Here is a 25,864-nt window from a genome sequence, read left to right on the forward strand (position 1 = left end):
GCCTCAGCCTACTTGCAGCGCCGCGGCGAACATGGCGTCGGTGCCGTGCCGGTGCGGCCACAGCTGCACGTGCGGGCCGTCCCCGAGCTGATCGGCCGGTGCGAACAGCGGCCGGGTGTCCAGGGCGGTCACCGGGTGCCGCCGCAGCGCATCGGCCACCACGCCGACCGTTTCGGCCAGGTGCGGCGAGCACGTCGCATACAGCACCACGCCCCCGGGCCGGGTCAACGTGATCGCCGCGGACAGCAGTTCGCGCTGCAGTTTCGCCAGCTCCGGAATGTCGGCGGGCTGGCGGCGCCACCGCGCTTCGGGGCGGCGTCGCAGCGCGCCCAGACCGGTGCAGGGCACGTCGACCAGCACCCGGTCGAAGCCGGGTTGGAGTCCGGTGTCGCGGCCGTCGGCGGTCAGCACCTGCACGTCGAGGCCGCGGGTGTTCTCCGCGACCAGCGCGGCGCGCTGGGGCGCCTGCTCCACGGCGGTCACCCGGGCCCCGGTCTCGGCTGCCAGCGCCGCCAGCAGTGCGGTCTTGCCGCCCGGCCCGGCACACAGGTCCAGCCACCGCCCGGTGTCGCCGTCCACCGGGGCCAGCGCGCATGCGCGGGCCACCAATTGACTGCCCTCGTCCTGGACCAGGGCTTGGCCGCCGCGTACCGGCGGCAGCCGCCCCGGGTCGCCGCCGGACAGATACACCGCATACGGCGAATACCGGCCCGCGGTGCCGTCCACGGCGGCGGCCAGCTCGGCGGCGGTCAGGACGCCGGGCCGGGCGGCCAGGTGCACCTGAGGACGCTCGTCGTCGCCGGCCAACACCGCGTCGAGTTCCCCGGCGGCCGGTCCCAGCGCATCGGCGAAGGCCTGCGCGATCCAGCGCGGGTGCGCGCGGGTGAACGCTGCGTGGCCGATGGGATCGGTGGCCGCATCCGGGGCCAGCTCCGCGGTCCAGGACGCTTCGTCGCGGGTGCTGATGGTACGCAGTACGCCGTTGACGAAACCTGCTCGTGCCGAGTCGAATTCGATGGCCGCCTGTTCGACCGTGGTGGACACTGCGGCATGCGCGTCGACCCGGGTGCGCAGCAGCTGGTAGCTGCCCAGCCGCAGCAGGTCCAGCAGCACCGGGTTGATCGCATCGGGTGAACGCTGCGCCGCCGCTCCGATGATCGCGTCGAGCAGTCCGCGGACCCGGCAGGTTCCATAGGTCAGCTCGGTGGCGAAAGCCGCGTCGCGGCCGGTGATTCCGCGTTCGGACAACAACGCCGGCAGCGCCAGGTTGGCGTAGGCGTCTCGCTGCGAGACCGCCTGCAGCACGTCGAAGGCGGCGCGCCGCGCCGGATCCAGAGGTTTACGACGCGGTGGGCGCGGCCCGCCGGCGGGCCGCTGCGGACGACGCGGCGGGCGGGTCATGACGCGCGCACGGTCGAGTCGAGCCGGGCGCCGCGCGCCCAGTCGGCGGCGTTCATCGGTTTCTTCCCGGGCGGCTGAACCTGCCCCAACCGGACCGGCACCGATCCGGTGCCGACCCACACGCTGCGTCGGTCGATCTGAATGACCCCGGGCGACAGGTCTTTTGGACCGTCATCAGCGGAGTCGGCGATGGCCACCGGGCCGAGTTTGACGCGCAGGTCACCGATCACCGTCCAGGCTCCGGGTGCCGGGGTGACGGCCCGGATGCGGCGCTCGATCACGGCAGCGGGCAGCTCCCAGCGCACCCGGGCGTCGTCGACGCTGATCTTCGGCGCGTAGCTGACCCCCTCCCGCGATTGCGGCACCGCGTTCAGCGCCCCGTCGGCGATCCCGTCGAGGGTGGCCGCCAGCAGTTCGGCACCCGAGACCGCCAACCGCCCGAGCAGCTCACCGGCGGTGTCATCGGGCCGGATCGTCTCGGTGACGACCCCGTATACCGGCCCGGAATCCAGTTCCGGCTCGATCCGAAACGTCGTCGCACCGGTCACCTCGTCACCGGCGGCGATGGCCGCCTGCACCGGCCCGGCACCCCGCCAGGCCGGCAGTAGCGAGAAATGCAGATTGACCCAGCCGTGCCGCGGTAGCGCCAACAAGCCGTCGCGCAGCAACGCCCCGTAGGCGACCACCGGGCAGCACTCCGGCGCGAGTTCGGCCAGCTCGGCGACGAACTCGGCCGAGTTCGGCTTGTCCGGCCGCAGCACCGGGATGTCGTGGTCGAGGGCGAAGCGCGCCACTGGAGACGGCTGCAGGTGCCCCCGCCGCCCGGATGCCGCATCGGGGCGAGTCAGTACCGCGACCACCTCGTGGCGCGGCGAGTCGATCAGCCGTCGCAACGACGGCAACGCGGTGTCCGGGGTGCCGGCGAAGACGATGCGCACCGGGACAGTTTAAGGAAGCGGCAGGGCGCCGCGACCGCTACCGCACGCCCTCATCGCGGGCCTGGATCATGCCGCGCCACAGCTCGTGGGCTGTCCGCACGCTCTGGTCCAGTGGTTGCGCGGTGTCGATGCGCTGCGCGGTGTCCCACTGGAAGTCTTGGGCGGAGAGCGCGGCCGCGATCTGCGGTGTCGCGTCGGAGTTGCCCGGCGCCCGGTTCCTGATCCGGTCGGCGGCGACATCAGCCGGTACCGCACAGCGGATCTCAGCCACCGCTGCGTGTTTGGCGACGGCCAGGCGGTGGGCATCGGCACGGATCTTCGCGTCGCGCCAGGTGCCGTCGAGGATGACCGACTGGCCACCGTCCAGGTACCGACCCGCCCGATGCAGCATCGCCTCGTAGACGGCTGCGACGTTGGCCGGGGCATACAGACCCGCGCCGAGGCTGCCCGGCTCGCCGCTGAGCCGCCCGGAGCTGCGCAGCTCCTGACGCACATCGTCGGTGGACAGCACCACCGCCCCCACCTGTTCGGCCAGCTTTCGGGCCAGCGTCGACTTTCCGGTTCCAGGACCGCCACCGACGAGCACCAGCCGAACCGCGCCGTTCTCCAAATGGCGCAGGGCGATGTCCAGGTGGGCGGCCGCGGCCGCCTCGGCCCCCGCTCTGCGCTGCGTCAGCCGTACGCAGTCCACTTTGGCTCGCACCACCGCCCGGTAGGCGAGATAGAAATCCCGCAGTGACGACGGCGCGGTGTCGCCCGCATGCGCGGCGTAGCTGTCCAGAAAGGTGTCGCCAAGGTCCTTGCGTCCGAGGAATTCCAGATCCATCGCAAGGAAGGCGGCGTCATCGATGCCGTCGATGTAGCGCAACTCGTCGCTGAACTCCAGGCAGTCGAGTAGCACCGGCTGGTTGTCGGCCCAGAAGATATCGTCGGCGAGCAGGTCGGCATGGCCGTCGACGATGCGCCCCTGCTCGACCCGCTGGGCGAACAAACAGGCCCGGCCGGCAACGTATTCGGCGGCCAGCGCCTGCACACGCCGCACGGTCTCGGACGGCACCGCGGTGTCGGCGTGACGTTGCAGGGTGGGGAAATTGTCATCCCAGCGCCGCCGGATCGCCTCGGGCGTGCCCTGCAGGCTGATGCGGGGGCCGCGTTCGGCTCGCTGATGAAAATCGGCCAGCAGGGCCGCGATGCTGTCGAGCACGTGCTCGACGGGCTCACCACGCTTCACCATCGAAGCGAGGCGATCCTCGTCGTGATAGCGGCGCATCACGATGATCGGTTCGGAAGCGGCGCCGGCGGGGTCACTTAGATGCGCGATCCCGAAATAGCTGTCCGGGGAGAGTCGGCTGTTCAGCTCTACTTCGCGCGCGCACGCCTGCTCACGCTGCGCGGCCGCCCGGAAATCGAGGAAGTCGGTCTGCACCGGCTTCTTGGCCTTGAAGGCCCGTTCGCCGGCCACCACCACCACGCCGGTGTGCGTTTCATAGGCCTGGATGTAGGGCGCCGCTTGCGGCGCGTCCGCGTCGCCGTGTGTCGCGAAATCCATGCCGTCCAGTGTTCACCCTCGCGGCCAGGTCACCGAGCGGGCCGGCTGGTAACGGCGGCAGACCCGTGGGAAAGGGGCCGGTCGCGGGCCCAATGGCGCGGCCCGAAGTGCTAACGGCCCTTCCGTCGGCTTGGGAGTCGAGCAATCATGGAAGGCAGTTAGAGATCGGAGGCCAGGATGTCTGCCCCGATGGTGGAGACCGAGACCGTCAAGGATGCGGTGCGGGCGGCATGCCGTGCCCCGTCGCTGCACAACATCCAGCCGTGGCGGTGGGTGTTCGACGGTGCTGCGCTGCAGTTGTTCCTCGACCCGGGCCGGGTGCTGCCAACCGACCGGGCCGGGCGTGAGGCGATCATCGGTTGCGGTGCGGCGCTGGACCACCTTCGGGTGGCCATGTGCGCCACCGGCCTGCGCGCCGGCATCGAGCGGTTCCCCAATCCCAACGATCTCAATCATCTGGCGTCGATTCGATTCGCTCGGATGGAGTACGTCACCGACGGTCACCGCCGTCAGGCAGCAGCGATCTGGCAGCGCCACAGCGACCGCCTACCGATGCAGTCTCCGACGGACTGGCAACTGTTCGAACCGGTGCTGCGCAACCGCCTCGGCCAGCACGACGTACGCCTGGATGTACTGCCTGAGGACGCCCGGCCCCGCCTGGTGCAAGCATCACAACTCGCGGAGTCCTTGCGGCTCTACGATTCGGCTTACCACGCCGAGTTACGCCGGTGGACAGTGCCGTTCGCCGAATCCGCGGGCATTCCCTACAGCGCGTTGGCGTCGGCCGATGAAGGTAGCCGGGTCGATGTGGGCCGCGCGTTTCCGGCCGCCCACCACCCGGAACGACGAGTTCGGATCCAGCAGGACCAGGCGACGATCGTGGTGCTGTCGACCGGGAGCGATTCCCGCGCCGCCGCGCTGACGACCGGCGAAGCACTCTCGGCGGTTCTGCTGGAATGCACGATGGCCGGCCTGGCCACCTGCCCGCTGACCCACCTCACCGAAGTTCAGGTGTCCCGGGAGATCGTCGAGACGCTGGTGGGCGGCAACGCGGTACCACAGGTGTTGATCCGGATCGGGCACGCGCCCGCAACCGACGAACCACCACCGGCCACCCCGCGCCGCCCGCTCGAGGACGTCCTGGAGATAACCGGCGGGTAGCGGCCGGCGGCGGTCAGCCGATATGCAGCGGGTCGATCTGTACCCGCACCGGATGGTGCGACCCGCGGGCGCTGAGCACCCCGATGCCGTGGCGCAGTGCCGCCGAGAGCGCCAGGCCATGATCGCGGCCGACCCGGGCCAGCATCCGGATCACCGGTAGTTCGTCCGGGACACCGGCCGGGCGCCGCACCCCCGGCGGCAGCGGCACCGGGCCGAGCACGTCAGCGCCGTCGGGCAGCCGTGCCTGCTCCAGGAGCGCGGTCACCGACTCCGGGTCGCCGTCGAGGGCGGCCATGTGCACCGCCGGCGGCAACCCGACTTCCGTGCGCGTGGCCAGCTCGGCCTCGGCGTGGCCGACCGGATCCCACCGGATGAGGGCCTGCACGGTCGGGATCGACGAGTCGGCGACGACCGTTACCACCCCGCCCGCGTCACGGTCACGTACCAGCGCCGCCGCCGCCATCCAGCGTCGCAACGTGTCCTCGGCGGCACGCAGGTCCTGCCGGCCCAGCAGCGCCCAGCTGTCCAGGAGCAGCGCCGCTCCGTATCCCTGCGGGGCCCGCGGCTCGGCGCCGGGCGTGGCGATCACCAGGGCGGGGCCGTCGGCGGTGCGATCGACGATGGTCTCGCCGGCGGAGGTGACGACCGCGGTGCCCGGGAAGGCGCGGCCGAGTTCTTCGGCGGTGCGGCGGGCGCCGACGACCACCGCCCGCACGGCATCCGAGCCGCAGCGCGCGCACCGTAGCGCCGGGTCGACCCGGCCGCACCAGCGGCAGACGGCGGCACCGCCGCGGTCCGGCAGCGACAGCGGGCCGGTGCAGTGCCGGCATCGGGCGATGGTGCGGCAGCGTCCGCACGCCAGCGACGGCACATACCCGCGCCGCGGCACCTGCACCAGCACCGGTGCACCGGCGGCCAGCGCGCTGCGCGCGCTCTGCAGCGCGACCGAGGGCAATCGGGCGGTGCGTGCGGCGGCGTCACGCTCCTCGGCGTATCCGGTGTCATCGAGGGCCACCACCCGCGGCGCTGCCGCCCGCAGCACCGTCCGCGGCGCCACGAGGTCGTGCGCCCACCCGGCCCGTACCAGCGCGTGTGCTTCGGCGGTGCGCGTGTACCCACCGATCAGTGCGGCGCAGCCCGCCAGGTGCACGCGCAGCATCGCCACCTCGCGGGCGTGCGGGTAGGGCGCTCGTGGCTCAGCGAGACTGTCATCGCCGTCGTCGAAGACCATGACCAGTCCCAGGTCGGCCAGCGGGGCGAACACCGCACTGCGGGTGCCGATCACCAGCCGGGCCCCGCCGCGCAGTACTGATAACCAGCGTCGGTACCGGGTGGCCGGCCCCAGGCCGGCCGATAACGCGACGACCGCGGACTCGTCGATCCGGGCCGTTGCGGTCCGGCACAAGGCGTCGATGTCGCGTTGGTCGGGCACGATCGCTAGGGCCGTGCGTCCGGCTCGAATCGTCTGTGCAGCAGCCTCGACGAACCGGTCGGCCCACGAATCGCCCGGCAGCACCTGCCACACCGCACGCGCCGCGCGGCCCTCCCCGAGCGCCGCCAGGAACGGTCCGCCCGCCCGGTAGCGCTGCCAGCCGGCCGGATCGACCGGTGCGAGCACGGGGGCCGGCACCGGTGGCACCGCCTCGCGTTCTACCCGGGCGTGCCGCGGCGGTACCGCCAGCCGCAACACGTCGGCCCGGCTGCCGCAGTAACGGGCTGCGACCGCCTCCACCAGCCGGCGGACCTCGGCGGTGAGCACCGGTTCGGCCGAGATCACCCGCTCCAACCGGCCCAGCCGCCCGGCATGGTCGGTATCGGCGCGGCGCTCCCAGATGAAGGCGTCGACCAGCCGGCCGTGGAAGCGCACCCGCACCCGTGCTCCGGGCTGGGCGTCCTCGGACTGCTCCGGGGCGACCAGATAGTCGAACTCGCGATCTAGGTGCGGCACCGAGAGCATCGGCAGCACCCGGGCGATGGGCTCGCTGTCAACGCTCACCACGCAGGTGTAGCAGACTCCGCCGACCGCGGCAGCCGCTGGTTCACAAGCCGGGCGGTCTGTGGATCGGCGACCGCACCGTTATCGGCGCGCAATTACCTTGCGGCGGTATGCCCGAGGAGCGTGGGGCGCATGCGGCGGCGGCGCGCGCCCGCGAAGCATCACTGGTCTGCCGGCAGCAGGCCGCGGCGCCAACCGATCAGCTGCTGTCGGTGACGCTGCGCGGCGCGGTCGATCAACTCCACGAGGGCCGGCGGCGTCTGGACGCCATCGGCGCCGAGATTCGCGAGGTGCTGGGCGATCCGCGCCGGGCGGCCTTGGACACCCCGGCCGGCGCCCGCCAGTTCCAGCTCTTTCTGGCCGCCAAGACCCGCGACATCCGCCGGGTCGTCGCCGACGCCGTCGCGGACAACCGGGCCCGTACCGCGCGGCTGCGCTCAGTCGGCGACGGCTATCGCGTCGCAGCCAAGGATCGCGATCGGCTCAACCGGCAGCTGCTCGCCGACGACATCAGCCGGGTGGAGAACGCCGCCGAGGCGATCAGCGCCGCCGAGATGATCCGCTACGACAACGCGCTCCGGGTCCGGGATGCGCTTGGGGTCAACGCCGCTCACGGCCCGGTGCTGCTGATCAGTTATGACCCGGCCGCGTTCGGTGGCCGGGGCCGGGCCGCCATCGCGATCGGCGATCCCGACACCGCCGACAACACCACTGTGCTGGTACCGGGGGCGCACAGCAGCGTCCGCGACGGCTACCTGTCGCACCCGGACGGGGTGAACCTCTACCGTGAGGTCGCCCGTGCCGATCCCACTCGATCGAATTCGGTCGTTGTGTGGATGGGCTACCGCGCCCCGGACAGCCTGTTGGATCCCGCGGTGGCACAACCGGATTCAGCGCGAGCCGGCGGCCGCCTGCTGGCCGCCGACGTCAACGCCCTGCGGGCGGCGCACCGCGGCGCGGCGCATATCACGGTGATCGGGCATTCGTACGGTTCGACGACGGTGGCCGACGCCGCGGCCGGCTTCGGGATGCGGGCCGACGACGTGGTGCTCGTCGGTTCGCCCGGAACCGACCTGGCGCGCAGCGCCAAGGATTTTCACCTGCCGGCGACAGGGCATGTGTATGTGGGTGCGGCATCCTCGGACCCGATCACCGGATTCGCCGGTGAACCGCAACTGCCGCTGCCCGGAACGGCGGCCACCGTCGGGCTCGGCCGTGATCCGGCCGCCGACGGCTACGGCTCGACTCGGTTCAAAGCCGAGGCCCCTGGCCTGTCCTGGCCGATGGCCGACCACAGCTCCTACTTCGCACCGGGCACCGAATCGCTGTTCAGCATCGGCGATATCGCCTCGGGCCACGGCGACGCGCTGGCACACGACCACATGACCGCACCGCACCGTCGTCGGCTTCCCGCATTCGACCCCGAACGGCTGCGTCCGGGCACCGGAGGCCACCGGCATTGACCGCCAGTGGGTTTCAGCCAGCGGCTGTCTGTTCGGCCCGCTGCGACCGGCCGAAGAAGAAACCGGCCGTGATGAGCAGTTGCGCCGCGGCATAGGCCCACCAGATCGGCACGGCCAACACCTCGTTGCCCAGCACGAACCGGCTGATCGCGATCATGGCGTCCGACACCGCGAACAGCACCGCGCCCACCGCGGTCCAACGGGTGGGCAGCTTCGCCAGCAGAGCTGCGCACACCATGGCACCGAGCACCACGACGTAGACGGTCACCGGCACCGTCATCTGTTCGCGGACCAGGCCGGGCCAGAACCACACCAGCAGAGCCAGGCAGCTCACCGCGATCAAGCCCACCCCGAGGAGCCTGCTTCGCGACACCGCTGCCAGCGGAACCAGCGCCCCCAGAAAACACAAGTGCGCCAACAGAAATGCCGTCAGCCCGGCCACGAACGACGGCTCCCACCACGGGATGGCCAGCAACCAGTCGCCGGCCGCCGACAAGATCAGCGCGGGGATCAGCCAGCGCGCCTCGCGCAGGATCGGGTGCGCGGCCGCGGCAACGGCCAGCAGCACCGCCATCGCCGCCTTGAACGCCGGTTGGCCGATCCAGTGCCCCGTCAACGCCTCCCCCGGCGCTGACCGCAACGCCAGCACGGTCAGAAAGACGCCGTAGCCCGCACCGACCCAACCGGCCGCGGCCCAGGCGGTGGGGACCAGCCGCGTTGCGTACGGTGTTCTCATGCCGCTCACCGAGGATGACTCCGCTATCGATCCCATAGTGCTGAAGGTACTGGACGCCGTCCCCTTCCGACTCACACTTGCCGACGGTGTCGAGGCGGCGCGCCGCCAGATGCGTGACCTGCCACGCCGGCCGGTCTACCCCGACCTGCCCAGCGAGGACCGGGTCATCGACGGCCCGGCCGGGAACCTGCCGGTGCGTATCTACCGGCCACCGAGCGCGGGCAACGGCCCCGCAGCCGTGGTGGTGTTCTTCCACGGCGGCGGTTTCGTCGCCGGCGACCTCGACACCCACGACGGCACCGCCCGCCAGCACGCGGTCGACGCCGACGCGGTCGTGGTGTCGGTGGACTACCGGTTGGCGCCCGAGCACCCATTCCCCGCTGCCGTGCAGGACGCCCTGGCGGCCACCGAGTGGGTGGCAGCGCACGCCGCCGAACTGGGCGTGGACCCGGCCCGGCTGGCGGTGGCCGGGGATTCGGCCGGCGGCAACCTGGCTGCGGTGGTGGCTCAACTGGCCCGCGACGCCGGCGGGCCGGCGATCTGCTTTCAGCTGCTGTGGTACCCGGCCACCACCTACGACATCACGTTGCCGTCGTTCAGCGAGAACGCCGACGCACCGATCATCGACCGTGACGCGATCGCCGCGCTGACGCTGGCCTATGCCGCCGGCGTGGACCTGAGCGATCCGCCGCCGACGCTGGCCCCCGCGCGTGCCGCGAATCTGGCCGGCCTGCCGCCGGCCTACATTGCGGTGGCCGGCCACGACCCGTTGCGCGACGACGGCATCCGCTACGGCGAGCTGCTCTCCGCGGCCGGGGTGCCGGTGCAGGTGCACAACGCCACCACGCTGGTGCACGGCTACCTAGGCTATGCCGGGGTGATCCCGGCGGCTACCGAGGCCACCGACCGCGGGCTGGCGGCGCTGAAAGCGGCCCTGCACGGTTGATATCCGATGCGGCTGAACCAGGTCACCCTCGGCTGCACCGACATCGACCGGTCGGAGCGGTTCTACCGGCTGCTGGGTCTGCGGCTGATCGTCAAGACTGACGATTACCTGCGGTTCGAGTGCCCGGCCGGGGACAGCACCTTTTCGGTGGAACGGGTCACTACGGTGCCGGCCGACGAGCAGGTGACGATCTACTTCGAAACCGACGACGTCGACGGCGAATACCGGCGCCTGCGCGACGTGGTCGAGTTCAGCCAGCCGCCCACCGACATGCCCTGGCTGTGGCGAGAGGCCAGGCTGCGTGATCCCGACGGGCACCCGCTGTGCCTGTTTCACGCCGGGGACGCCCGCCGGAATCCACCGTGGCGGCTCGGCCGGCCAGATTCGCCGTAACACGGCACCGGCCCGCTGTTCGGCGCGCGACCGTCGAGCGGTAGCAGCGACGAGGAGCCGAGCACTGCGTCGACGGTTTCTGACCGCTGCCGCCCACCGCCGAACGTGAAGCTGGTTTCACGTTCGGCGCCGAGTGTGAAGCTGCCTTCACGTTCGGCGGGGGTGAGGCAACCTAAATGGCGCGCTTGAGGTCGTCGACCTTGTCCAGCCGCTCCCACGGCAGGTCGATGTCGGTGCGGCCGAAGTGACCGTACGCCGCGGTCGGCGCGTAGATCGGGCGCAGCAGGTCCAGATCGCGCACGATCGCGCCCGGGCGCAGGTCGAAGACCTCGGGCACGATCTTCTCGATCTTGACCGGGTCGACGGTGGCGGTGCCGAACGTCTCGATGAACAGACCGACCGGGGCGGCCTTGCCGATGGCGTAGGCGACCTGCACCTCGACGCGCTGCGCCAGGCCTGCGGCGACGATGTTCTTGGCAACCCAGCGCATCGCGTAGGCGGCCGAGCGGTCCACCTTCGACGGGTCCTTGCCGGAGAAGGCGCCGCCGCCGTGCCGGGCCCAGCCGCCGTAGGTGTCGACGATGATCTTGCGGCCGGTCAGGCCGGCGTCACCCATCGGCCCGCCGACGACGAACTTGCCGGTCGGGTTGATCAGGATGCGGGTCGACGAGGAATCCAGCGTCTCGTGGGCGAGTTCGGCCAGCACGGTGTTGATGACGTGCTCGCGCAGGTCGGGGTCCAGGGTGTTGACCAGGTCGATGCCCTCGGCATGCTGGGTGGAGATCACCACGGTGTCCAGCCGGGTCGGGACGTCATCCTCGTACTCGATGGTGACCTGGGTCTTGCCGTCCGGGCGCAGGTAGTCCAGCGTGCCGTTCTTGCGCACCTCGGTCAGCTTCCGCGACAGCCGGTGGGCCAGCGCGATCGGCAACGGCATCAGCTCCGGGGTGTCGGCGATCGCGTAGCCGAACATCAGGCCCTGGTCGCCGGCGCCCTGGGAGTCCAGCGGGTCGGCCGCGCCTTCGACGCGGGCTTCGTGGGCGGTGTCGACGCCCTGGGCGATGTCGGGCGACTGTGCACCGATGCCGATGTTGACGCCACAGGTCTCGCCGTCGAAGCCCTTGTCTGACGAGTCGTAGCCGATCTCCAGGATGCGCTCACGCACGGTGTTGGTGATGTTGGCGAACGCCTCCCGGGCGTTGGTCGTCACCTCCCCGACCACGTGGACCTGGCCGGTGGTGACCAGGGTTTCCACCGCAACCCGCGACCGCGGGTCGTCGGCGAGCAGTGCGTCGAGCACCGAGTCGCTGATGGCGTCACAGATCTTGTCGGGGTGTCCCTCGGTCACCGACTCACTGGTGAACAGCCGACCCTTTTCGCTCACAATGTCACCCTTCCGTGCATCTTCCGCACTGTAAAAAGTTAGGCCGGGAAAATATATCGTCTGTGTCCTCTGCGGACTGAGCGCTGTCCCCCGCCTGCGTCACAACCCCCGGCTCGCTACCGTAGCAGCGTCCTCATCTGTCCTGCCCCTGCAGGAATGCCGCGACCGCGTCGACGATGCGACTGGCCATCAGTGTCTTGGAACCCGGCTCCAGCGCGGACTCGGTTCCGTCGGCGGCCAGCAGCCACCCGTCGTTGTGGTCCACCTCGAAGGCGCGGCCGTCCCCGACGGCGTTGACCACCAGCAGATCGCAACCCTTGCGGCGCAGTTTCGCCCGCGCGTGAAACAGTACGTCGCCGTTCTCATCGCCGGTCTCGGCGGCGAAACCGACGATCGCGGCCATATTGGGCAGCTGCCCCTCATCGCGTGCTCGCACCGCGCCGGCCAGCACGTCGTCGTTGCGGATCAGGTCGATGGTGGGGGCCCCGTCGTCCTCCCCCGGACCCTTCTTGATCTTGGCCGGCGCCATGCGGGCCGGGCGGAAGTCGGCGACGGCGGCGGCCATCACCAGCACCTGCGCCTCGGGGGCGTGTTTGGTCACCGCGTCGTGCAACTGCTGGGCCGAGCTGACCCGCACCACGTGCACACCCGCCGGGTCGATCAGCCCCGCGGTGTGGGCGGCGATCAGGGTGACCTCGGCGCCACGCTGGGCGGCCACCCGGGCCACCGCATAGCCCTGTTTGCCCGAGCTGCGGTTGCCGATGAACCGGACCGGGTCGATCGGCTCCCGGGTGCCGCCGGCGGTCACCAGCACCTTGCGCCCGGCCAGGTCGTAGGGCAGCGCGTCGCCGCGCTCGAGCAGCAGCGAGGCGAAGGTGTTGATCTCCTCGGCCTCGGGCAGCCGGCCCGGTCCGGTGTCGGTGCCGGTCAGCCGGCCCGAGGCGGGTTCAAGCACCACCGCGCCGCGTTCCCGCAGGGTCGCGACGTTGGCGACGGTGGCCGGATGCTGCCACATCTCGGTGTGCATCGCCGGGGCGAACAACACCGGGCAGCGCGCGGTGAGCAAGGTGGCGGTGAGCAGGTCGTCGGCGCGGCCGGCGACCGCACGGGCCAGCAGGTCCGCGGTGGCCGGCGCCACCACCACCAGGTCGGCCTGCTGGCCGATGGCGACGTGCGGGACCTGCGGAACATCGTCGAAGACGCCGGTGTGCACCGGCTGACCGGAGAGCGCCTCGAAGGTGGCGGCCCCGACGAACTGCAGTGCGGATTCGGTCGGCACCACCTGCACCTGGTGGCCGGCCTCGGCCAGCTGGCGGACCACCGTGCACGCCTTGTAGGCGGCGATGCCGCCGGAGACGCCGACGACGATCCGCTTAGCGTTCACGGGTACCGGCCCCGAACCTCTGCTACTCGCCTTCGGTGTATTCGAGCAGGTCGCCGTGGATCTCGCGCAGCGCGATCGACAGCGGCTTCTCCTGCAGGCCGGGCTCGACCAGCGGCCCGACGTATTCGAGGATGCCCTCACCGAGCTGGTTGTAGTAGTCGTTGATCTGCCGAGCCCGCTTGGCCGCGTAGATCACCAGCGCGTACTTGCTCGACGCCCGCTGCAGCAGCTCGTCGATGGGCGGGTTGGTGATGCCGAGCGGCGTGTCGTAACCGCCGATCAACGCCGGGTCGAACTCGTCGGTGTCGGTGGCCGTCTCGGCCGGTGCGGTACTCACTAAGACATTCTCCTGGCTATTTGAGGACTGAGGCTGGCTGTGGGTCGGTCACGCCTGCTGACGGTGGTCCGGGTCAGGCCGGACCTGGTGCGGACTCCACCAGCAAGGATACCAATTCTGAGCAGGCGGTTTCCAATCGAGCGTTGACGACGACCGCGTCGAAGTCCCCCTGCGCCGCCAGCTCGGTGCGCGCAGTGGCCAGCCGGCGTTCCATGACCTCCGCGGATTCGGTGCCACGCCCGACCAGCCGGGCCCGCAGCGTCTCCCAGTCCGGCGGGGCCAGGAAGACGGTGATGGCTTCCGGCAAGGCCTTCTTGATGGCTCGGGCCCCGGCCAGATCGACCTCGATCAGGACGGGCCGGCCGGACCTGGTCGCCTCGGCGACCGGGGCGGCCGGGGTACCCGATCGCTGCAGGCCACCGTGGATGTCGGCCCACTCGAGCAGCGCGTCCGATTCGATCAGCCGCTCGAACTCCTCTGACGTCACGAACCGGTAGTCGACCCCGTCCACCTCGCCGGGCCGCGGCGCCCGGGTAGTGGCCGACACGCTGAAATACAGGTCCGGTACCCGCTCCCGCAGGCAACGGACCAGGCTCGACTTACCGACCGCGGATGGACCGGACAGCACCACCACACGCCCCGTGGGTCGGCTGTCCGGTCCTCCACCGGCATTCACCGACAGGTCAGGAGAAGTCGAACTTCTCCAGCAGCGCCTTGCGCTGCCGGTCGCCCAGGCCGCGCAGCCGGCGGGTGGGGGCGATCTCCAGCTCGGTCATGATCTCCTGCGCCTTGACCTTGCCGACCTTCGGCAACGCCTCCAGCAGCGCGGAGACCTTCATCTTGCCCAGGACCTCGTCGGTCTCGGCGTCCTTGAGCACCTGCTTGAGATTGGTGCCGCCACGCTTGAGCCGGTCCTTGAGCTCCGCTCGGGCCCGACGCGCGGCCGCCGCCTTCTCCAACGCGGCGGCGCGCTGCTCGTCGGTCAACTGGGGAAGGGCCACGATTCCTCCGTCTCGTCATCATCGACCACGTCGATGTTCTTCTTGTCTCGGCCGGGTACTCCCGTCAGAGACGACGACCGTACCCACGCCGTCTGACGAAATCTAACCCCACCCCCCGTTTCCGGCTACAAATCCCCAGCGTGCGGCGGCTGCGGACGGCCATCCGCTCGGCGTCGCCCAAGGTCGGACGACCGGTCCCCCAGCGGCCGCGTCCACCCCGCGCCGATCGCAAAAACCTGCTTCTAGCTGGTCTTTTGTCGGGGCCGGGTGGGCCGGGCAACCTGCTGGACAAGGCCGTATGCGGCGCCGTGCAGGCCGGTGGGACCCCGGCAGCATTGAATTCGCACCTCACGGCGTGTCGGGCGTGTCGACCAACCCCAGCTACCGGACGTAGTTGCCGGCACCGAAGCGGCGCGGCGCCGGCCGCAATCCCACCGCTACCGACTACCACACCTGCGGGAAGCGACCGCAATCGGACCGAAGCCGCCGGCACGCGTCACCCTAGGCATTTCTGAGGGAAATCGTATCTCCCACTGCCCGTTGGCATTTCACAGCCGGACCGGATTGCATTGACAGCCTCTTCGAGGGTTCCCTCGATTGGATCGAGGCAGCGAGAACGTCAAGGGAGTTGATTTCATGAGCATCCGACGCGTGCTGTGTGCCGCCGCGCTGTCGGCGGGCGTCGCCGTGACCGGCCTGCTCGGTGTGGCGAACGCCGCACCCGATATCGCCACCACCAAGGAGACCCCGACCCCCCAGCCGGCCCCCGGCGTCAAGCTCAACCACCACGACCAGAAGAAGCTCGACAAGTACCTCAAGAAGCACCCGGAGATCGCCGTCCCCCACGCGGGCGCGCACTGATTCTTGACGCGCAGCGGCGGGTCACCGTATCGGTGGCCCGCCGCTGAACTTCGGCTTACCCAGCACGTCCGCCGGGCTGGGATGGCACAGTGGCGGGGTGGCAGAGGTTCCGCGGCGGACGCTGCATCGTGGGGCGAAGTTGGCCGGCCTGCCGTTGGGGGCCGCCGGGCGAACGGTGCTCGGGTGGGGACGCAAGCTGGCCGGCGCCGACGCGGAGTTGATCGCCGAGCAGTTCTCGGCCCGCAGTGCCGAGCAGGTTTTCGCGGTGCTCGGCGACCTCAAGGGCGGCGCGATGAAGTTCGGCCAGGCCATGAGCATCTATGAGGCGGCCATCCCTGAGCGGTTCGCCGAACCCTATCGGGAGGCGCTGACCCGGTTGCAGGCGTCGGCGCCGCCGATCCCGGCCAAGCAGGTGTATCGGGTGCTGGACGGCCAGCTCGGTCTGCGCTGGCGTCAGCGGTTCGCCGAGTTCGACGACGAACCGGTGGCGGCGGCCAGCATCGGACAGGTGCACCGGGCGGTGTGGCATGACGGCCGGGTGGTGGCGGTCAAGGTGCAGTACCCGGGCGCGGACACGGCGCTGCTCTCGGACCTGCGGCAACTCTCCCGGTTCAGCCGGCTCATCGATCCGCTGTTCCCCGGGCTCGCGGTGCGGCCAATGCTCGATGAGCTGCGCGCACGAATGACCGAGGAGCTCGACTATCGGCACGAAGCCGACAATCAGCGTGCGTTCGCCGCCGCGTTCACCGGCGACCCGGAGTTTCTGGTGCCGGCGGTGGTGGCGTCCGCGCCCAAGGTGCTGATCACCGAATGGGTCACCGGCCGCCCGCTGGCGAAGCTGATCGGAGGCGGTGACCAAGACGCCCGGAACGAGGCCGCCCGGCTGCTGTTCGAGTTCTGCGCCGCGTCGATGTCACGTACCGGGCTGGTGCACGCCGACCCGCATCCGGGCAACTACCAGCTCACCGGCGACGGCCGGCTGGCGGTGCTCGACTTCGGTGCGGTCGCGCCAGCTCACCGGTCGGCGCTGCGGTACCTGGACAACATCGCGCTGGCCGGTCTCGTCGACTCGGCGCTGCTGAGCGAGCTGCCCGCGGAGCCGCGCTCGGTGGTGCTGGCCGAAGTCGCCGAGACCCTGCGGGAGATCGGGTTCAGTCCGTCGCGCACCGAGGTCCAGCCGGAGGACGTGCTGGCGCGCTTCGGCCCGCTCACCGAGCCGCTGATGGTGCCGCGGTTCCGGTTCAGCCGCGGCTGGCTGCAGAGCGCCACGCCGCGGATGCCCGGCCTGGCCCGCGGCGAGGACGTCCTCGGCGGCGCGACGTTGGGCCTCCCGGCCGAGCATGTGCTGATGTTGCGCACGCTGGTCGGTCTGGCGGCGGTGGCCTGTCAGCTCGAGGCCGAGGTCGCCTTGCGCGATATCGTGACCCGCTGGTATCCGGGCTTCGCCGAACCGACGATCCCGCCCCGGCTGGCCGGCGCGCTGGGCCTGGATTGACGCCGGCCCTAGCCGGCCAGATAAGCCACCGCATCGCGTAACCGCGCGGCGGCGTCGCGCAGCGCCGCGACGCCGGGGCCGGCGCGCAGCACCTCGCGGGAGACCGCGGGCAACAGCGTGCCCGGAGCGGCCCCGCCCAGCCCGGCCAGCGCCTCGGGGCGCCCGCCTTGGGCCCCGATGCCCGGGATCAGCACCGGCCCGCCCAGGGCGCTCAGGTCGGGCACCTCGCGCAGCGTGGCGCCGACCACCACCCCGACCGAGCCGGGTCCGGCGCCGGCCTGGTTCACGTCAGCAACGGCGTCGACGATGGTCTGCGCTACGCTGCGCCCGTCGGTCTGGGCGCGCTGCACGCTCGCGCCTTCCGGGTTGGAGGTGGCGGCCAGCACGAACACCCCGCGGCCGTGGGCGGCGGCGGTGTCCAGCAGCGGCTGCAGCGACCCGAAGCCCAGGTACGGCGAGGCGGTCACCGCGTCGGCGGCCAGCGGTGACTCGCCGGCCCAGGCCGCCGCGTAGGCGGCCATCGTCGAGCCGATGTCACCGCGCTTGGCGTCCGCCAGCACCAGCACGCCGGCCTCGCGCAGCGCCGCGATGGTGCGCTCCAGCACCGCGTAGCCGGCCGAGCCGTAGGCCTCGAAGAACGCCACCTGCGGCTTGACCACCGCGAACCCGGCGAACGCCGCCACACAGGTCTCGCTGAACGCGGCCAGCCCGTCCGCTGTCGCGGGCAGGCCCCAGCCGCTCAGCAGTTCCGGGTGCGGGTCGATGCCCAGGCACAGCGGCCCGCGGGCCGCGGTCGCTTCGGCCAGCCGGGCTCCGAAACTCATTAGTGCCCGCCGAGCGCGCTGTGCAGCTCCTGCAGGGAGCGCACCCCGATATCGCCCCGGATCCCGGCCTCAATGCCCTGTACCGCCGCCGCGGCGCCCTGCACGGTGGTCACGCAGGGGATGTTCACGCTGACCGCGGCCGAGCGGATCTCGTAGCCGTCCACCCGCGGACCGGAGTTGCCGTAGGGGGTGTTGATCACCAGGTCGACCTCGCCGGCCCGGATCGCGTCCACGGCCGATGACACCGGACGCTCCGGGCTGGGCTCCTCGAAGTTCTTGCGCACCACCTCGCACGGAATCCCGTTGCGGCGCAGCATCTCCGCGGTCCCCTCGGTGGCCAGGACCCGGAAACCCAGGTCGGCCAGCCGTTTGACCGGGAACACCAGCGAACGCTTGTCGTGGTTGGCCACCGACACGAAAACCGTACCGTCGGCGGGCAGCGACCCGTAGGCGGCGGTCTGGCTCTTGGCGAACGCGGTGCCGAAGTCGCGGTCGATGCCCATCACCTCGCCGGTGGATTTCATCTCCGGACCCAGCAGCGAGTCGATGCCGGAGCCGTCCGCGCGGCGGAACCGGTGGAACGGCAGCACCGCCTCCTTGACCGCGATCGGGGCGTGCGGGCCGACGGTGGCCCCGTCCCCGGAGGCGGCCAGCAGGCCCTCGGCCCGTAGCCCGGCGATGGTGGCGCCCAGCATGATTCGTGCGCAGGCTTTGGCCAGCGGTACCGCGGTGGCCTTGGACACGAACGGGACTGTCCGGCTGGCCCGCGGGTTGGCCTCCAGCACGTAGAGCACGTCGTCTTTGAGGGCGAACTGCACGTTGAGCAGCCCCACCACCCCGACGCCCTGGGCGATGGCCTCGGTGGCGCGGCGCACCTTCTCGATGTCGCTGCGACCCAACGTCACCGGCGGCAGCGCGCACGCCGAGTCGCCGGAGTGGATGCCGGCCTCCTCGATGTGCTCCATGATCCCGCCGATGTAGACCTCGGTGCCGTCGCACAGGGCGTCGACGTCGATCTCGATGGCGTCTTCGAGGAACCGGTCGACCAGCACCGGATGCTCGGGTGTCAGCAGCGCCGCCCGGGTGATGTAGCCGCGCAACGTCTCCTCGTCGTAGACGATCTCCATGCCGCGCCCACCCAGCACGTAGGACGGGCGGACCAGCACCGGGTAGCCGATATCGGCGGCGATCCGCTTGGCCTGCTCGAAGGTGGTCGCGGTGCCGTAGCGCGGCGCCGGCAACCCGGCGCCTGCCAGCACGTCGCCGAACGCGCCGCGGTCCTCGGCCAGATCGATGGCCTCCGGGCTGGTGCCGACGATGGGCACCCCGGCATCAGCCAGCCGCTGGGCCAGCCGCAGCGGGGTCTGTCCGCCCAGTTGCACGATGACGCCGACCACGCCGGGGCCGCCCTGACCGGACTGCTGTTCGGCGTAGTACACCTCGAGCACGTCCTCGAACGTCAACGGCTCGAAGTAGAGCCGGTCGGCGGTGTCGTAGTCGGTGGAGACCGTCTCGGGGTTGCAGTTGATCATCACCGTCTCGAACCCGGCCTGGCTCAAGGTGGTCGCAGCATGCACGCAGCTGTAGTCGAACTCGATGCCCTGGCCGATCCGGTTGGGCCCGGAACCCAGGATCAGCACCTTGGGTTTGCTGTCCTGGGGGGCCACCTCGGTCTCGGCGGCCGGGTCGAGCTCGAAAGTGCTGTAGTGGTACGGCGTTTTGGATTCGAACTCCGCCGCGCAGGTGTCGACGGTCTTGAACACCGGGTGGATCCCCAGCCGGGACCGCAGCAGCCGCACCCCGTCCTCGCCGGCCAGCTCCGGACGCAGTACGGCGATCTGATGATCCGACAGGCCGCTGTATTTGCAGCGCCGCAGCAGATCCGCATCCAAAACGGGGGTCGCGACGACCTCGGCGCGCAGCGCCACCAGGCCGTTGATCTGCTCGACGAACCATGGGTCGACCCCGGAGGCCTCGGCGACCTGCTCGACACTCGCGCCGAGCCGCAGCGCCAGTTCGATGTCGTAGAGCCGGCCCTCGGTGGGCGTGCGCAGCCTGTCGAGGGCGGCCTCGGCCCCACCGTCGGGGTCGGGTTTGGTCCAGAACCCGGCCCGCTCGGTCTCCAGCGAACGCATCACCTTGCCGAGTGATTCGATAAAGTTGCGGCCCAACGACATCGCTTCGCCCACCGACTTCATCGTGGTGGTCAGCCGCGGGTCGGCGCCGGGGAACTTCTCGAACGCGAAGCGCGGTGCTTTGACCACCACGTAGTCCAGCGCCGGCTCGAAGCAGGCCGGGGTCTCCTTGGTGATGTCGTTGACGATCTCGTCGAGGGTGTAGCCGATGGCCAGCTTGGCGGCGATCTTGGCGATCGGGAAGCCGGTGGCCTTCGACGCCAGCGCGGAAGACCGGGACACCCGCGGGTTCATCTCGATCACGATGAGCCGGCCGTCTTTCGGGTTCACCGCGAACTGGATGTTGCAGCCCCCGGTGTCCACCCCGACCTCGCGCAGGATCGCGATGCCCAGGTCACGCATCCGCTGGTATTCCCGGTCGGTCAGCGTCATCGCCGGGGCGACGGTCACCGAGTCGCCGGTGTGCACGCCCATCGGGTCGACGTTCTCGATCGAGCAGACCACCACGACGTTGTCGTTGCCGTCGCGCATCAGCTCGAGCTCGAATTCCTTCCAGCCGTAGATCGATTCCTCGATCAGCACGTTGGCCGTCGGCGATGCGGCCAGACCGTCTCCGGCCATCCGGGCCACCTCGTCGAGGCTGGCCGCCAGACCGGAGCCCAACCCGCCCATGGTGAACGAGGGCCGGACCACGACCGGCAGGCCGAGCTCGGCGACGGTGTCCTCGACCTCGGCCATGGTGTAGCAGACCCGGGAGCGGGCCGACTCGCCGCCGACCTTGGCGACGATGTCCTTGAACTGCTGGCGGTCCTCGCCACGCTGGATGGCCTCGAAGTCGGCGCCGATCAGCTCCACGCCGTAGCGTTCCAGCACCCCGTGCTCGTGCAGCGCGACCGCGGTGTTCAGCGCGGTCTGCCCGCCCAGGGTGGCCAGCAGGGCGTCGACCTTGTTGCCGCGTTCGGCCTGCTGGGCGAGTACCTTTTCGACGAACTCCCAGGTGATCGGCTCGACGTAGGTGTTATCGGCATACTCCGGGTCGGTCATGATGGTGGCCGGATTGGAGTTGACCAGGCTCACCTGCAGGCCCTCGGCCTTGAGCACCCGGCACGCCTGGGTGCCGGAGTAGTCGAATTCACAGGCCTGTCCGATCACGATCGGCCCGGAGCCGATCACCAGGACATGGCGCAGGTCGGCGCGGCGCGGCATTACTTCTCCCCTGCCATCAGGTCGACGAACTGGTCGAAAAGGTATTCCGCGTCGTGCGGACCGGCCGCGGCTTCGGGGTGGTACTGCACCGAGAAGGCCCGGCCGTCAACGAGTTTCACGCCCTCGACCACCCCGTCGTTGGCGCAGGTGTGGCTGACCACCGCCGGACCGAAATCGGTGTCGAAGCGCTGGCCCGCTTCTCCCTCCAAGGCGAAGCCGTGGTTCTGCGCGGTCACCGCCACCCGGCCAGTGGCGTGGTCGATCACCGGGATGTTGATGCCGCGGTGGCCGAACGTCATCTTGTAGGTGCTCAGCCCCAACGCCCGGCCCAGGATCTGGTTGCCGAAACAGATTCCGAACAGCGGGATTCCGGCGCCGATCACCTCGCGGGTCAACGCCACCATCGCCTCGGCGGTGGCCGGGTCCCCGGGGCCGTTGGACAGAAACACCCCGTCCGGCTTCAACGCGGCGATCGCGGCGAAGTCCACCGTCGCCGGCAGCACGTGACTGCGGATTCCGCGCCGGGCGAAGTTACGCGGTGTGTTGGTTTTGATGCCCAGATCCAGGGCGGCGACGGTGAACCGGTGTGCGCCGTCGGGTTCCACCACATATGCGGCGTCGGTGCTGACCTGCCCGGCGAGGTCGGCGCCGAGCATGGACGGCTGCTCGCGGACCCGGTTCACCAGTTCCTCGGCCGGGGCGAGCGCGTCACCGGAGAACACCCCGGCCTTCATCGAGCCGTGGTTGCGCAGGTGGCGCACCACGGTGCGGGTGTCGACGCCGGCCACCCCGACGATGCCCTGGCGCACCAGTTCGTCGTCCAGGGTGCTGCTGGCCCGCCAGTTCGAGGCCCGCGGCGACGGGTCACGGACCACGTAGCCGGCCACCCAGATCTTCTCGTCCCGGCTCTCACCGTCCTCGCGGTTCCAGCCGGTGTTGCCGATCTGCGGGGCGGTGGCCACCACGATCTGCCGGTGGTAGCTGGGGTCGGTCAGCGTCTCCTGGTACCCGGACATGCCGGTGGAGAACACCGCCTCCCCCAGGCTCTGGCCGACGGCTCCGAACGGCCGTCCGGTGAAGATCCGGCCGTCCTCAAGGACCAGGGCGGCACGCGCGTTCATGTGTTGTCACCTTCCAGCCAGCGGGTGTAGTCGGCACGGTCGTCGGCGCGGAAGCCGGTGTCCATTTCGGTGCCCGACGGCAGGCGCCAGCGGATCGCCAGCACACCGTCGTGGGGTCGGGTGGGCAACGAGGGGATGGTCCGGCCCGCGATACCGCGTTCGGTGCGCACCGCGACCACCGAATCCTGCGGAATCCAGATCGGCCGGGCTCCACTGCGCTGCACCATGATTCCCTCCGGGTAGCGGGTCAGCACTGCCTTGGTGCGATAACCCAGGTCGCCCACGACCACCCGGTCGTTCCACTTCGGCGCCAGCGTGCAGCCCAGATACAGGCCGCGGGTGGGGGCGACCGAGGGCGGGCCTACGGTGTCGGGCACCGCCGGCAGCGTGCCGATCAGGGCCTCCTGCAACTGGCCGCGGCGCCGCCAGCCGCGCATCATCAACCGGATCACCACCCCGATCAGCACCACCAGCAGGAACGCGAAGATCAGCGAGGCGACCATCGTGGGCGTGTTCATGCCGGGCTCTTCCCGTCCCGGGCGGTGATCCGGCCGCGCAGCAGCGTCGCGGTGACGGTCGCCGGAAGGGTCATCTCCTCATACGGGGTGTTGGCCGACCGGCTGGCCAACTGTTCGCCGGTCACCACCCAGCTCGCCTCCGGGTCCACCACGGCCAGATTGGCCGGTTCGCCCACTTGCAGCGGACGGCCCTGATCGGGCAGCCCGACGATCTCCGCGGGCCGCTCGCTCATCACCCGGGCCACGTCCCGCCAGGTCAACAGGCCGGGCTGCACCATGGTGGCCACCACCACCGACAGGGCGGTCTGCAGACCGAGCATCCCGGGCCGGGCGGAGGCGAACTCACAGGTCTTCTCGTGCTCGGCGTGCGGGGCGTGGTCGGTGGCCACGCAGTCGATGATTCCCTCGGCCAGGGCCCGGCGCAGCGCGGCCGCATCGGCGGCCTCACGCAGCGGCGGGTTGACCCGGTTGCGGCCGTCGTAGTCGGCCAGCCGGGTGTCGTCGAGCATCAGGTGATGCGGCGTGACCTCGGCGGTGACGGAGATGCCTTGTGCCTTCGCCCATTTGAGGAGCTCGACGGTTCCGGCGGTGGACGCGTGGCAGATGTGCAGGCGGGCACCGGCATCGCGGGCCAGCAGGACATCGCGGGCCACGATCGACTCCTCGGCGGCCCGGGGCCAGCCGGCCAGCCCAAGCCGGGCGGCGTTGGGCCCCTCGTGGGCGACCGAGCCGACGGTCAGCCGGGGTTCCTCGGCGTGCTGGGCGATCAGCACCCCCAGGCCGGTGGCGTACTCCAGGGCGCGGCGCATCACCAACGGGTCGGCCACGCAGACCCCGTCGTCGGAGAACATCCGGACCCCGGCAGTGCCGGCGGCCATCATGCCCATCTCGGTCAGCTGGGTTCCGCCGAGTCCGACGGTGACGGCGCCGACCGGGTGCACGTCGACCAGGCCGACCTGCTGGCCGCGCGCCCAGACGTGGTCGGTGACCACCGGGGAGTCGGCGACGGGTTCGGTGTTGGCCATCGCGAACACCGCGGTGTAGCCACCGAGAGCCGCTGCCGCCGAACCGGTTTCGATGTCCTCGGCGTACTCGCGACCCGGTTCCCGCAGATGGGTGTGCAGGTCCACGAAGCCCGGCAGCAGCACTTGACCGGGTGCGTCGACAATGTCGCATCCGGCCGGGGCAGCCAGTCCGGTAGCGATCTCGGCGATCTGGCCGTCGTGCACCAGCACGTCGACCTGATCGCCCTCGCCGTAGCACCGCACCCCGCGGATCAGCACGCTCATGACGCTGCGTCCTCTCCGGCCGACCCGGCGGACTCACTGCCCACCAGTAGATGGAACAGCACCGCCATCCGCACATGTACGCCGTTGGAAACCTGTTGCAGCACTGCGGATTGTGACGAGTCCGCGACCGACGAGGCGATCTCCATGCCGCGCAGCATCGGGCCGGGGTGCAGCACCACCGCGTCGTCGCCCAGCATCGCCCGGCGCTTCTCGCTCAGCCCGTAACGCACCGAGTATTCGCGCGCCGACGGGAAGAAGCCCCCGGTCATCCGCTCGGCCTGCACCCGCAGCATCAGCACCGCGTCGGCGGCCGGCAGCTCGGCGTCGAAGTCATAGCTCACCGTCACCGGCCAGTCGGCCACCCCGACCGGCAGCAGGGTCGGCGGGGCCACCAGCACCACCTCGGCGCCGAGCGTGGCCAGCAGCTGCACATTGGAACGGGCCACCCGGCTGTGCACGATGTCGCCGACGATCACCACCCGGCGGCCCTCAATGCCGCCGAGCCGCTGACGCAGGGTCAGCGCGTCCAGCAGGGCCTGGGTGGGGTGTTCGTGGGTGCCGTCACCGGCGTTGATCACCGCCGGGCCGCCGTCGTCGGCGTTGCGCGTCCACTCGGCCAGCAGGTGCGCCGCACCCGAGGCCGGGTGGCGTATGATCAGCGCGTCGGCGCCGGCGGCCCGCAAGGTGAACGCGGTGTCGCGCAGCGACTCCCCTTTGTTCACCGAGGATCCCGACGCCGACACGTTGATCACGTCGGCGCTCATCCACTTGCCGGCCACCTCGAAGGAGACCCGGGTGCGGGTGGAGTTCTCGTAGAACATGGTGATCACCGTGCGTCCGCGCAGGGTGGGCAGCTTCTTGACCTCGCGCCCGACCAGGGCCTGGGCGAACCGGTCGGCGTCATCGAGGATGGCGGTGGCCTGGTCAAGGCTCAGATCGCCGGCCGCGAGCAGATGCCTGGCGGTCATCGGGTGATCACCACCGCGTCGCGGCCGTCGTGTTCGGCCAGCAGCACGTGCACGCTCTCACCGCGCGCGGTCGGCACGTTCTTGCCGACGTAGTCGGCGCGCACCGGCAGTTCCCGGTGGCCGCGGTCGACCAGCACCGCCAGCTGCACGATCCGGGGCCGGCCCTGATCGCGCAGCGCATCCAGCGCGGCCCGCACCGACCGGCCGGCGTAGAGCACATCGTCGACCAGGATCACCAGCGCGTCGTCGATGCCGCCGGCCGGGATGGAGGTCGATTCCAGCGGCCGCGGCGGCTGGCGCATCAAGTCGTCGCGGTACAAGGTGATGTCGAGGGCACCGTGGCCGACCTCAACCCCGCAGAATTCGCTGATCTTGGCGGCCAGGCGATCGGCCAGGGTGACACCGCGGGTCGGAATGCCCAGCAGCACCACCCGCGGGGCACCCGGGGTGTCCGGGTCGTCTAAAGCGGTCTTCTCGATGATCTGGTGCGCGATACGAGAGATCGTGCGACCCACGTCCGACGAGGACATCAATTCCCGGTCGGTGCTGGAATTACCGGCAGCGCCCATGCGAAACCGCAGGACCTCCTTCTCCGCCTCGCGGGACGGATCGTTAAAGGATGTCGAACTGCCGGGTAGCCTAGCATCCGCTCGGCTCCCACCGGTCTGCCGCCGCCCCCGGAACGCCGTACCGCTCCGTCAGCTTCCGATTGGGACGAATCCGCTGCCTGGCCGTCGCCGGCGTTAACGTCATCGCGG

23 protein-coding genes are annotated in these 25,864 nt (G+C 70.7%); 6 read left to right on the forward strand and 17 right to left on the reverse strand.

Features of this window, described 5'->3' with window-relative positions; all coding sequences use genetic code 11:
- Positions 1-3 precede the first annotated feature (3 nt).
- From AC5Y4Q_RS18150 to AC5Y4Q_RS18160, 3 genes are read right to left on the reverse strand one after another with little or no spacing between them, the layout of a single operon-like run.
- Complete coding sequence (locus AC5Y4Q_RS18150; protein ID WP_499959863.1) at positions 4-1,401, reverse strand: RsmB/NOP family class I SAM-dependent RNA methyltransferase; 1,398 nt, start codon at positions 1,399-1,401, stop codon at positions 4-6.
- Entirely contained in the window at positions 1,398-2,339 is a 942-nt protein-coding gene (gene fmt, locus AC5Y4Q_RS18155) for a methionyl-tRNA formyltransferase (RefSeq protein WP_064921501.1), read from the reverse strand. Before fmt ends, AC5Y4Q_RS18150 begins: the two co-directional genes overlap by 4 nt.
- 37 nt (positions 2,340-2,376) lie before the next feature.
- Positions 2,377-3,888, reverse strand: a complete 1,512-nt coding sequence (locus AC5Y4Q_RS18160) for a bifunctional aminoglycoside phosphotransferase/ATP-binding protein (protein WP_064921502.1) — start codon at positions 3,886-3,888, stop codon at positions 2,377-2,379.
- A gap of 177 nt (positions 3,889-4,065) precedes the next feature.
- On the opposite strand from AC5Y4Q_RS18160, the gene AC5Y4Q_RS18165 reads away from it, so the two are divergent.
- Positions 4,066-5,049 (forward strand): Acg family FMN-binding oxidoreductase, encoded by a 984-nt coding sequence (locus AC5Y4Q_RS18165; protein ID WP_064921503.1) that lies wholly within the window; start codon positions 4,066-4,068, stop codon positions 5,047-5,049.
- A gap of 13 nt (positions 5,050-5,062) precedes the next feature.
- Here AC5Y4Q_RS18165 and AC5Y4Q_RS18170 read toward each other — a convergent pair whose 3' ends face one another.
- Entirely contained in the window at positions 5,063-7,006 is a 1,944-nt protein-coding gene (locus AC5Y4Q_RS18170; protein WP_064921510.1) for a primosomal protein N', read from the reverse strand.
- Positions 7,007-7,155: 149 nt separating this feature from the next.
- On the opposite strand from AC5Y4Q_RS18170, the gene AC5Y4Q_RS18175 reads away from it, so the two are divergent.
- The gene (locus tag AC5Y4Q_RS18175; protein WP_064921504.1) at positions 7,156-8,508 is read left to right on the forward strand and encodes a DUF4226 domain-containing protein; all 1,353 of its coding nucleotides are present in this window, start codon (positions 7,156-7,158) and stop codon (positions 8,506-8,508) included.
- Between the two features lie 13 nt (positions 8,509-8,521).
- Here the strand turns inward: AC5Y4Q_RS18175 and AC5Y4Q_RS18180 are convergent, their stop codons facing one another.
- Positions 8,522-9,244, reverse strand: a complete 723-nt coding sequence (locus AC5Y4Q_RS18180) for a lysoplasmalogenase (RefSeq protein WP_064921505.1) — start codon at positions 9,242-9,244, stop codon at positions 8,522-8,524.
- Here AC5Y4Q_RS18180 and AC5Y4Q_RS18185 point away from each other — a divergent pair.
- A complete protein-coding gene (locus tag AC5Y4Q_RS18185; RefSeq protein WP_499959866.1) occupies positions 9,243-10,190 on the forward strand; it encodes an alpha/beta hydrolase in 948 nt (315 codons plus the stop codon). The genes AC5Y4Q_RS18180 and AC5Y4Q_RS18185 overlap by 2 nt on opposite strands.
- A 6-nt stretch (positions 10,191-10,196) precedes the next feature.
- The gene (locus tag AC5Y4Q_RS18190) at positions 10,197-10,583 is read left to right on the forward strand and encodes a VOC family protein (protein ID WP_064921507.1); all 387 of its coding nucleotides are present in this window, start codon (positions 10,197-10,199) and stop codon (positions 10,581-10,583) included.
- 172 nt (positions 10,584-10,755) lie between these two features.
- Here AC5Y4Q_RS18190 and metK read toward each other — a convergent pair whose 3' ends face one another.
- The 5 genes from metK to mihF form a co-directional block, all read right to left on the reverse strand.
- Positions 10,756-11,967 (reverse strand): methionine adenosyltransferase, encoded by a 1,212-nt coding sequence (gene metK, locus AC5Y4Q_RS18195; RefSeq protein ID WP_125225372.1) that lies wholly within the window; start codon positions 11,965-11,967, stop codon positions 10,756-10,758.
- Positions 11,968-12,100: 133 nt separating this feature from the next.
- Entirely contained in the window at positions 12,101-13,351 is a 1,251-nt protein-coding gene (coaBC, locus tag AC5Y4Q_RS18200; protein ID WP_499959869.1) for a bifunctional phosphopantothenoylcysteine decarboxylase/phosphopantothenate--cysteine ligase CoaBC, read from the reverse strand.
- A gap of 22 nt (positions 13,352-13,373) precedes the next feature.
- Complete coding sequence (gene rpoZ, locus AC5Y4Q_RS18205) at positions 13,374-13,688, reverse strand: DNA-directed RNA polymerase subunit omega (RefSeq protein ID WP_064919949.1); 315 nt, start codon at positions 13,686-13,688, stop codon at positions 13,374-13,376.
- Between the two features lie 73 nt (positions 13,689-13,761).
- On the reverse strand, positions 13,762-14,364 hold the full coding sequence (gmk, locus tag AC5Y4Q_RS18210; protein ID WP_064919948.1) for a guanylate kinase: 603 nt from the start codon (positions 14,362-14,364) through the stop codon (positions 13,762-13,764).
- A gap of 7 nt (positions 14,365-14,371) precedes the next feature.
- Complete coding sequence (gene mihF, locus AC5Y4Q_RS18215) at positions 14,372-14,689, reverse strand: integration host factor, actinobacterial type (RefSeq protein ID WP_003932123.1); 318 nt, start codon at positions 14,687-14,689, stop codon at positions 14,372-14,374.
- Between the two features lie 636 nt (positions 14,690-15,325).
- On the opposite strand from mihF, the gene AC5Y4Q_RS18220 reads away from it, so the two are divergent.
- On the forward strand, positions 15,326-15,550 hold the full coding sequence (locus AC5Y4Q_RS18220) for a hypothetical protein (RefSeq protein WP_499959872.1): 225 nt from the start codon (positions 15,326-15,328) through the stop codon (positions 15,548-15,550).
- A gap of 97 nt (positions 15,551-15,647) precedes the next feature.
- Positions 15,648-17,045 carry an ABC1 kinase family protein gene (locus AC5Y4Q_RS18225; protein WP_125225370.1) on the forward strand — a complete coding sequence of 466 codons (1,398 nt, stop codon included), beginning with the start codon at positions 15,648-15,650 and terminating at the stop codon, positions 17,043-17,045.
- A gap of 8 nt (positions 17,046-17,053) precedes the next feature.
- On the opposite strand, the gene pyrF is transcribed toward AC5Y4Q_RS18225, so the two are convergent.
- From pyrF to pyrR, 7 genes are read right to left on the reverse strand one after another with little or no spacing between them, the layout of a single operon-like run.
- Positions 17,054-17,869, reverse strand: a complete 816-nt coding sequence (gene pyrF / locus AC5Y4Q_RS18230; RefSeq protein ID WP_064919945.1) for an orotidine-5'-phosphate decarboxylase — start codon at positions 17,867-17,869, stop codon at positions 17,054-17,056.
- Positions 17,869-21,210 carry a carbamoyl-phosphate synthase large subunit gene (gene carB, locus AC5Y4Q_RS18235; protein ID WP_125225369.1) on the reverse strand — a complete coding sequence of 1,114 codons (3,342 nt, stop codon included), beginning with the start codon at positions 21,208-21,210 and terminating at the stop codon, positions 17,869-17,871. The genes pyrF and carB overlap by 1 nt, the downstream gene beginning before the upstream one ends.
- On the reverse strand, positions 21,210-22,331 hold the full coding sequence (gene carA, locus AC5Y4Q_RS18240) for a glutamine-hydrolyzing carbamoyl-phosphate synthase small subunit (RefSeq protein ID WP_064919943.1): 1,122 nt from the start codon (positions 22,329-22,331) through the stop codon (positions 21,210-21,212). The genes carB and carA overlap by 1 nt, the downstream gene beginning before the upstream one ends.
- Positions 22,328-22,849, reverse strand: coding sequence for a PH-like domain-containing protein (locus AC5Y4Q_RS18245; protein ID WP_064919942.1), 522 nt, complete (start codon positions 22,847-22,849; stop codon positions 22,328-22,330). Before AC5Y4Q_RS18245 ends, carA begins: the two co-directional genes overlap by 4 nt.
- Positions 22,846-24,138 (reverse strand): dihydroorotase, encoded by a 1,293-nt coding sequence (locus tag AC5Y4Q_RS18250; RefSeq protein WP_065018931.1) that lies wholly within the window; start codon positions 24,136-24,138, stop codon positions 22,846-22,848. The genes AC5Y4Q_RS18245 and AC5Y4Q_RS18250 overlap by 4 nt, the downstream gene beginning before the upstream one ends.
- Positions 24,135-25,106: an aspartate carbamoyltransferase catalytic subunit gene (locus AC5Y4Q_RS18255; protein ID WP_064921308.1), complete on the reverse strand. Its 972-nt coding sequence runs from the start codon at positions 25,104-25,106 to the stop codon at positions 24,135-24,137. The genes AC5Y4Q_RS18250 and AC5Y4Q_RS18255 overlap by 4 nt, the downstream gene beginning before the upstream one ends.
- A complete protein-coding gene (gene pyrR, locus AC5Y4Q_RS18260) occupies positions 25,103-25,675 on the reverse strand; it encodes a bifunctional pyr operon transcriptional regulator/uracil phosphoribosyltransferase PyrR (protein WP_064921309.1) in 573 nt (190 codons plus the stop codon). Before pyrR ends, AC5Y4Q_RS18255 begins: the two co-directional genes overlap by 4 nt.
- Between the last annotated feature and the right edge of the window lie 189 nt (positions 25,676-25,864).

This window comes from Mycobacterium sp. NGS16 (genome assembly GCF_059813225.1).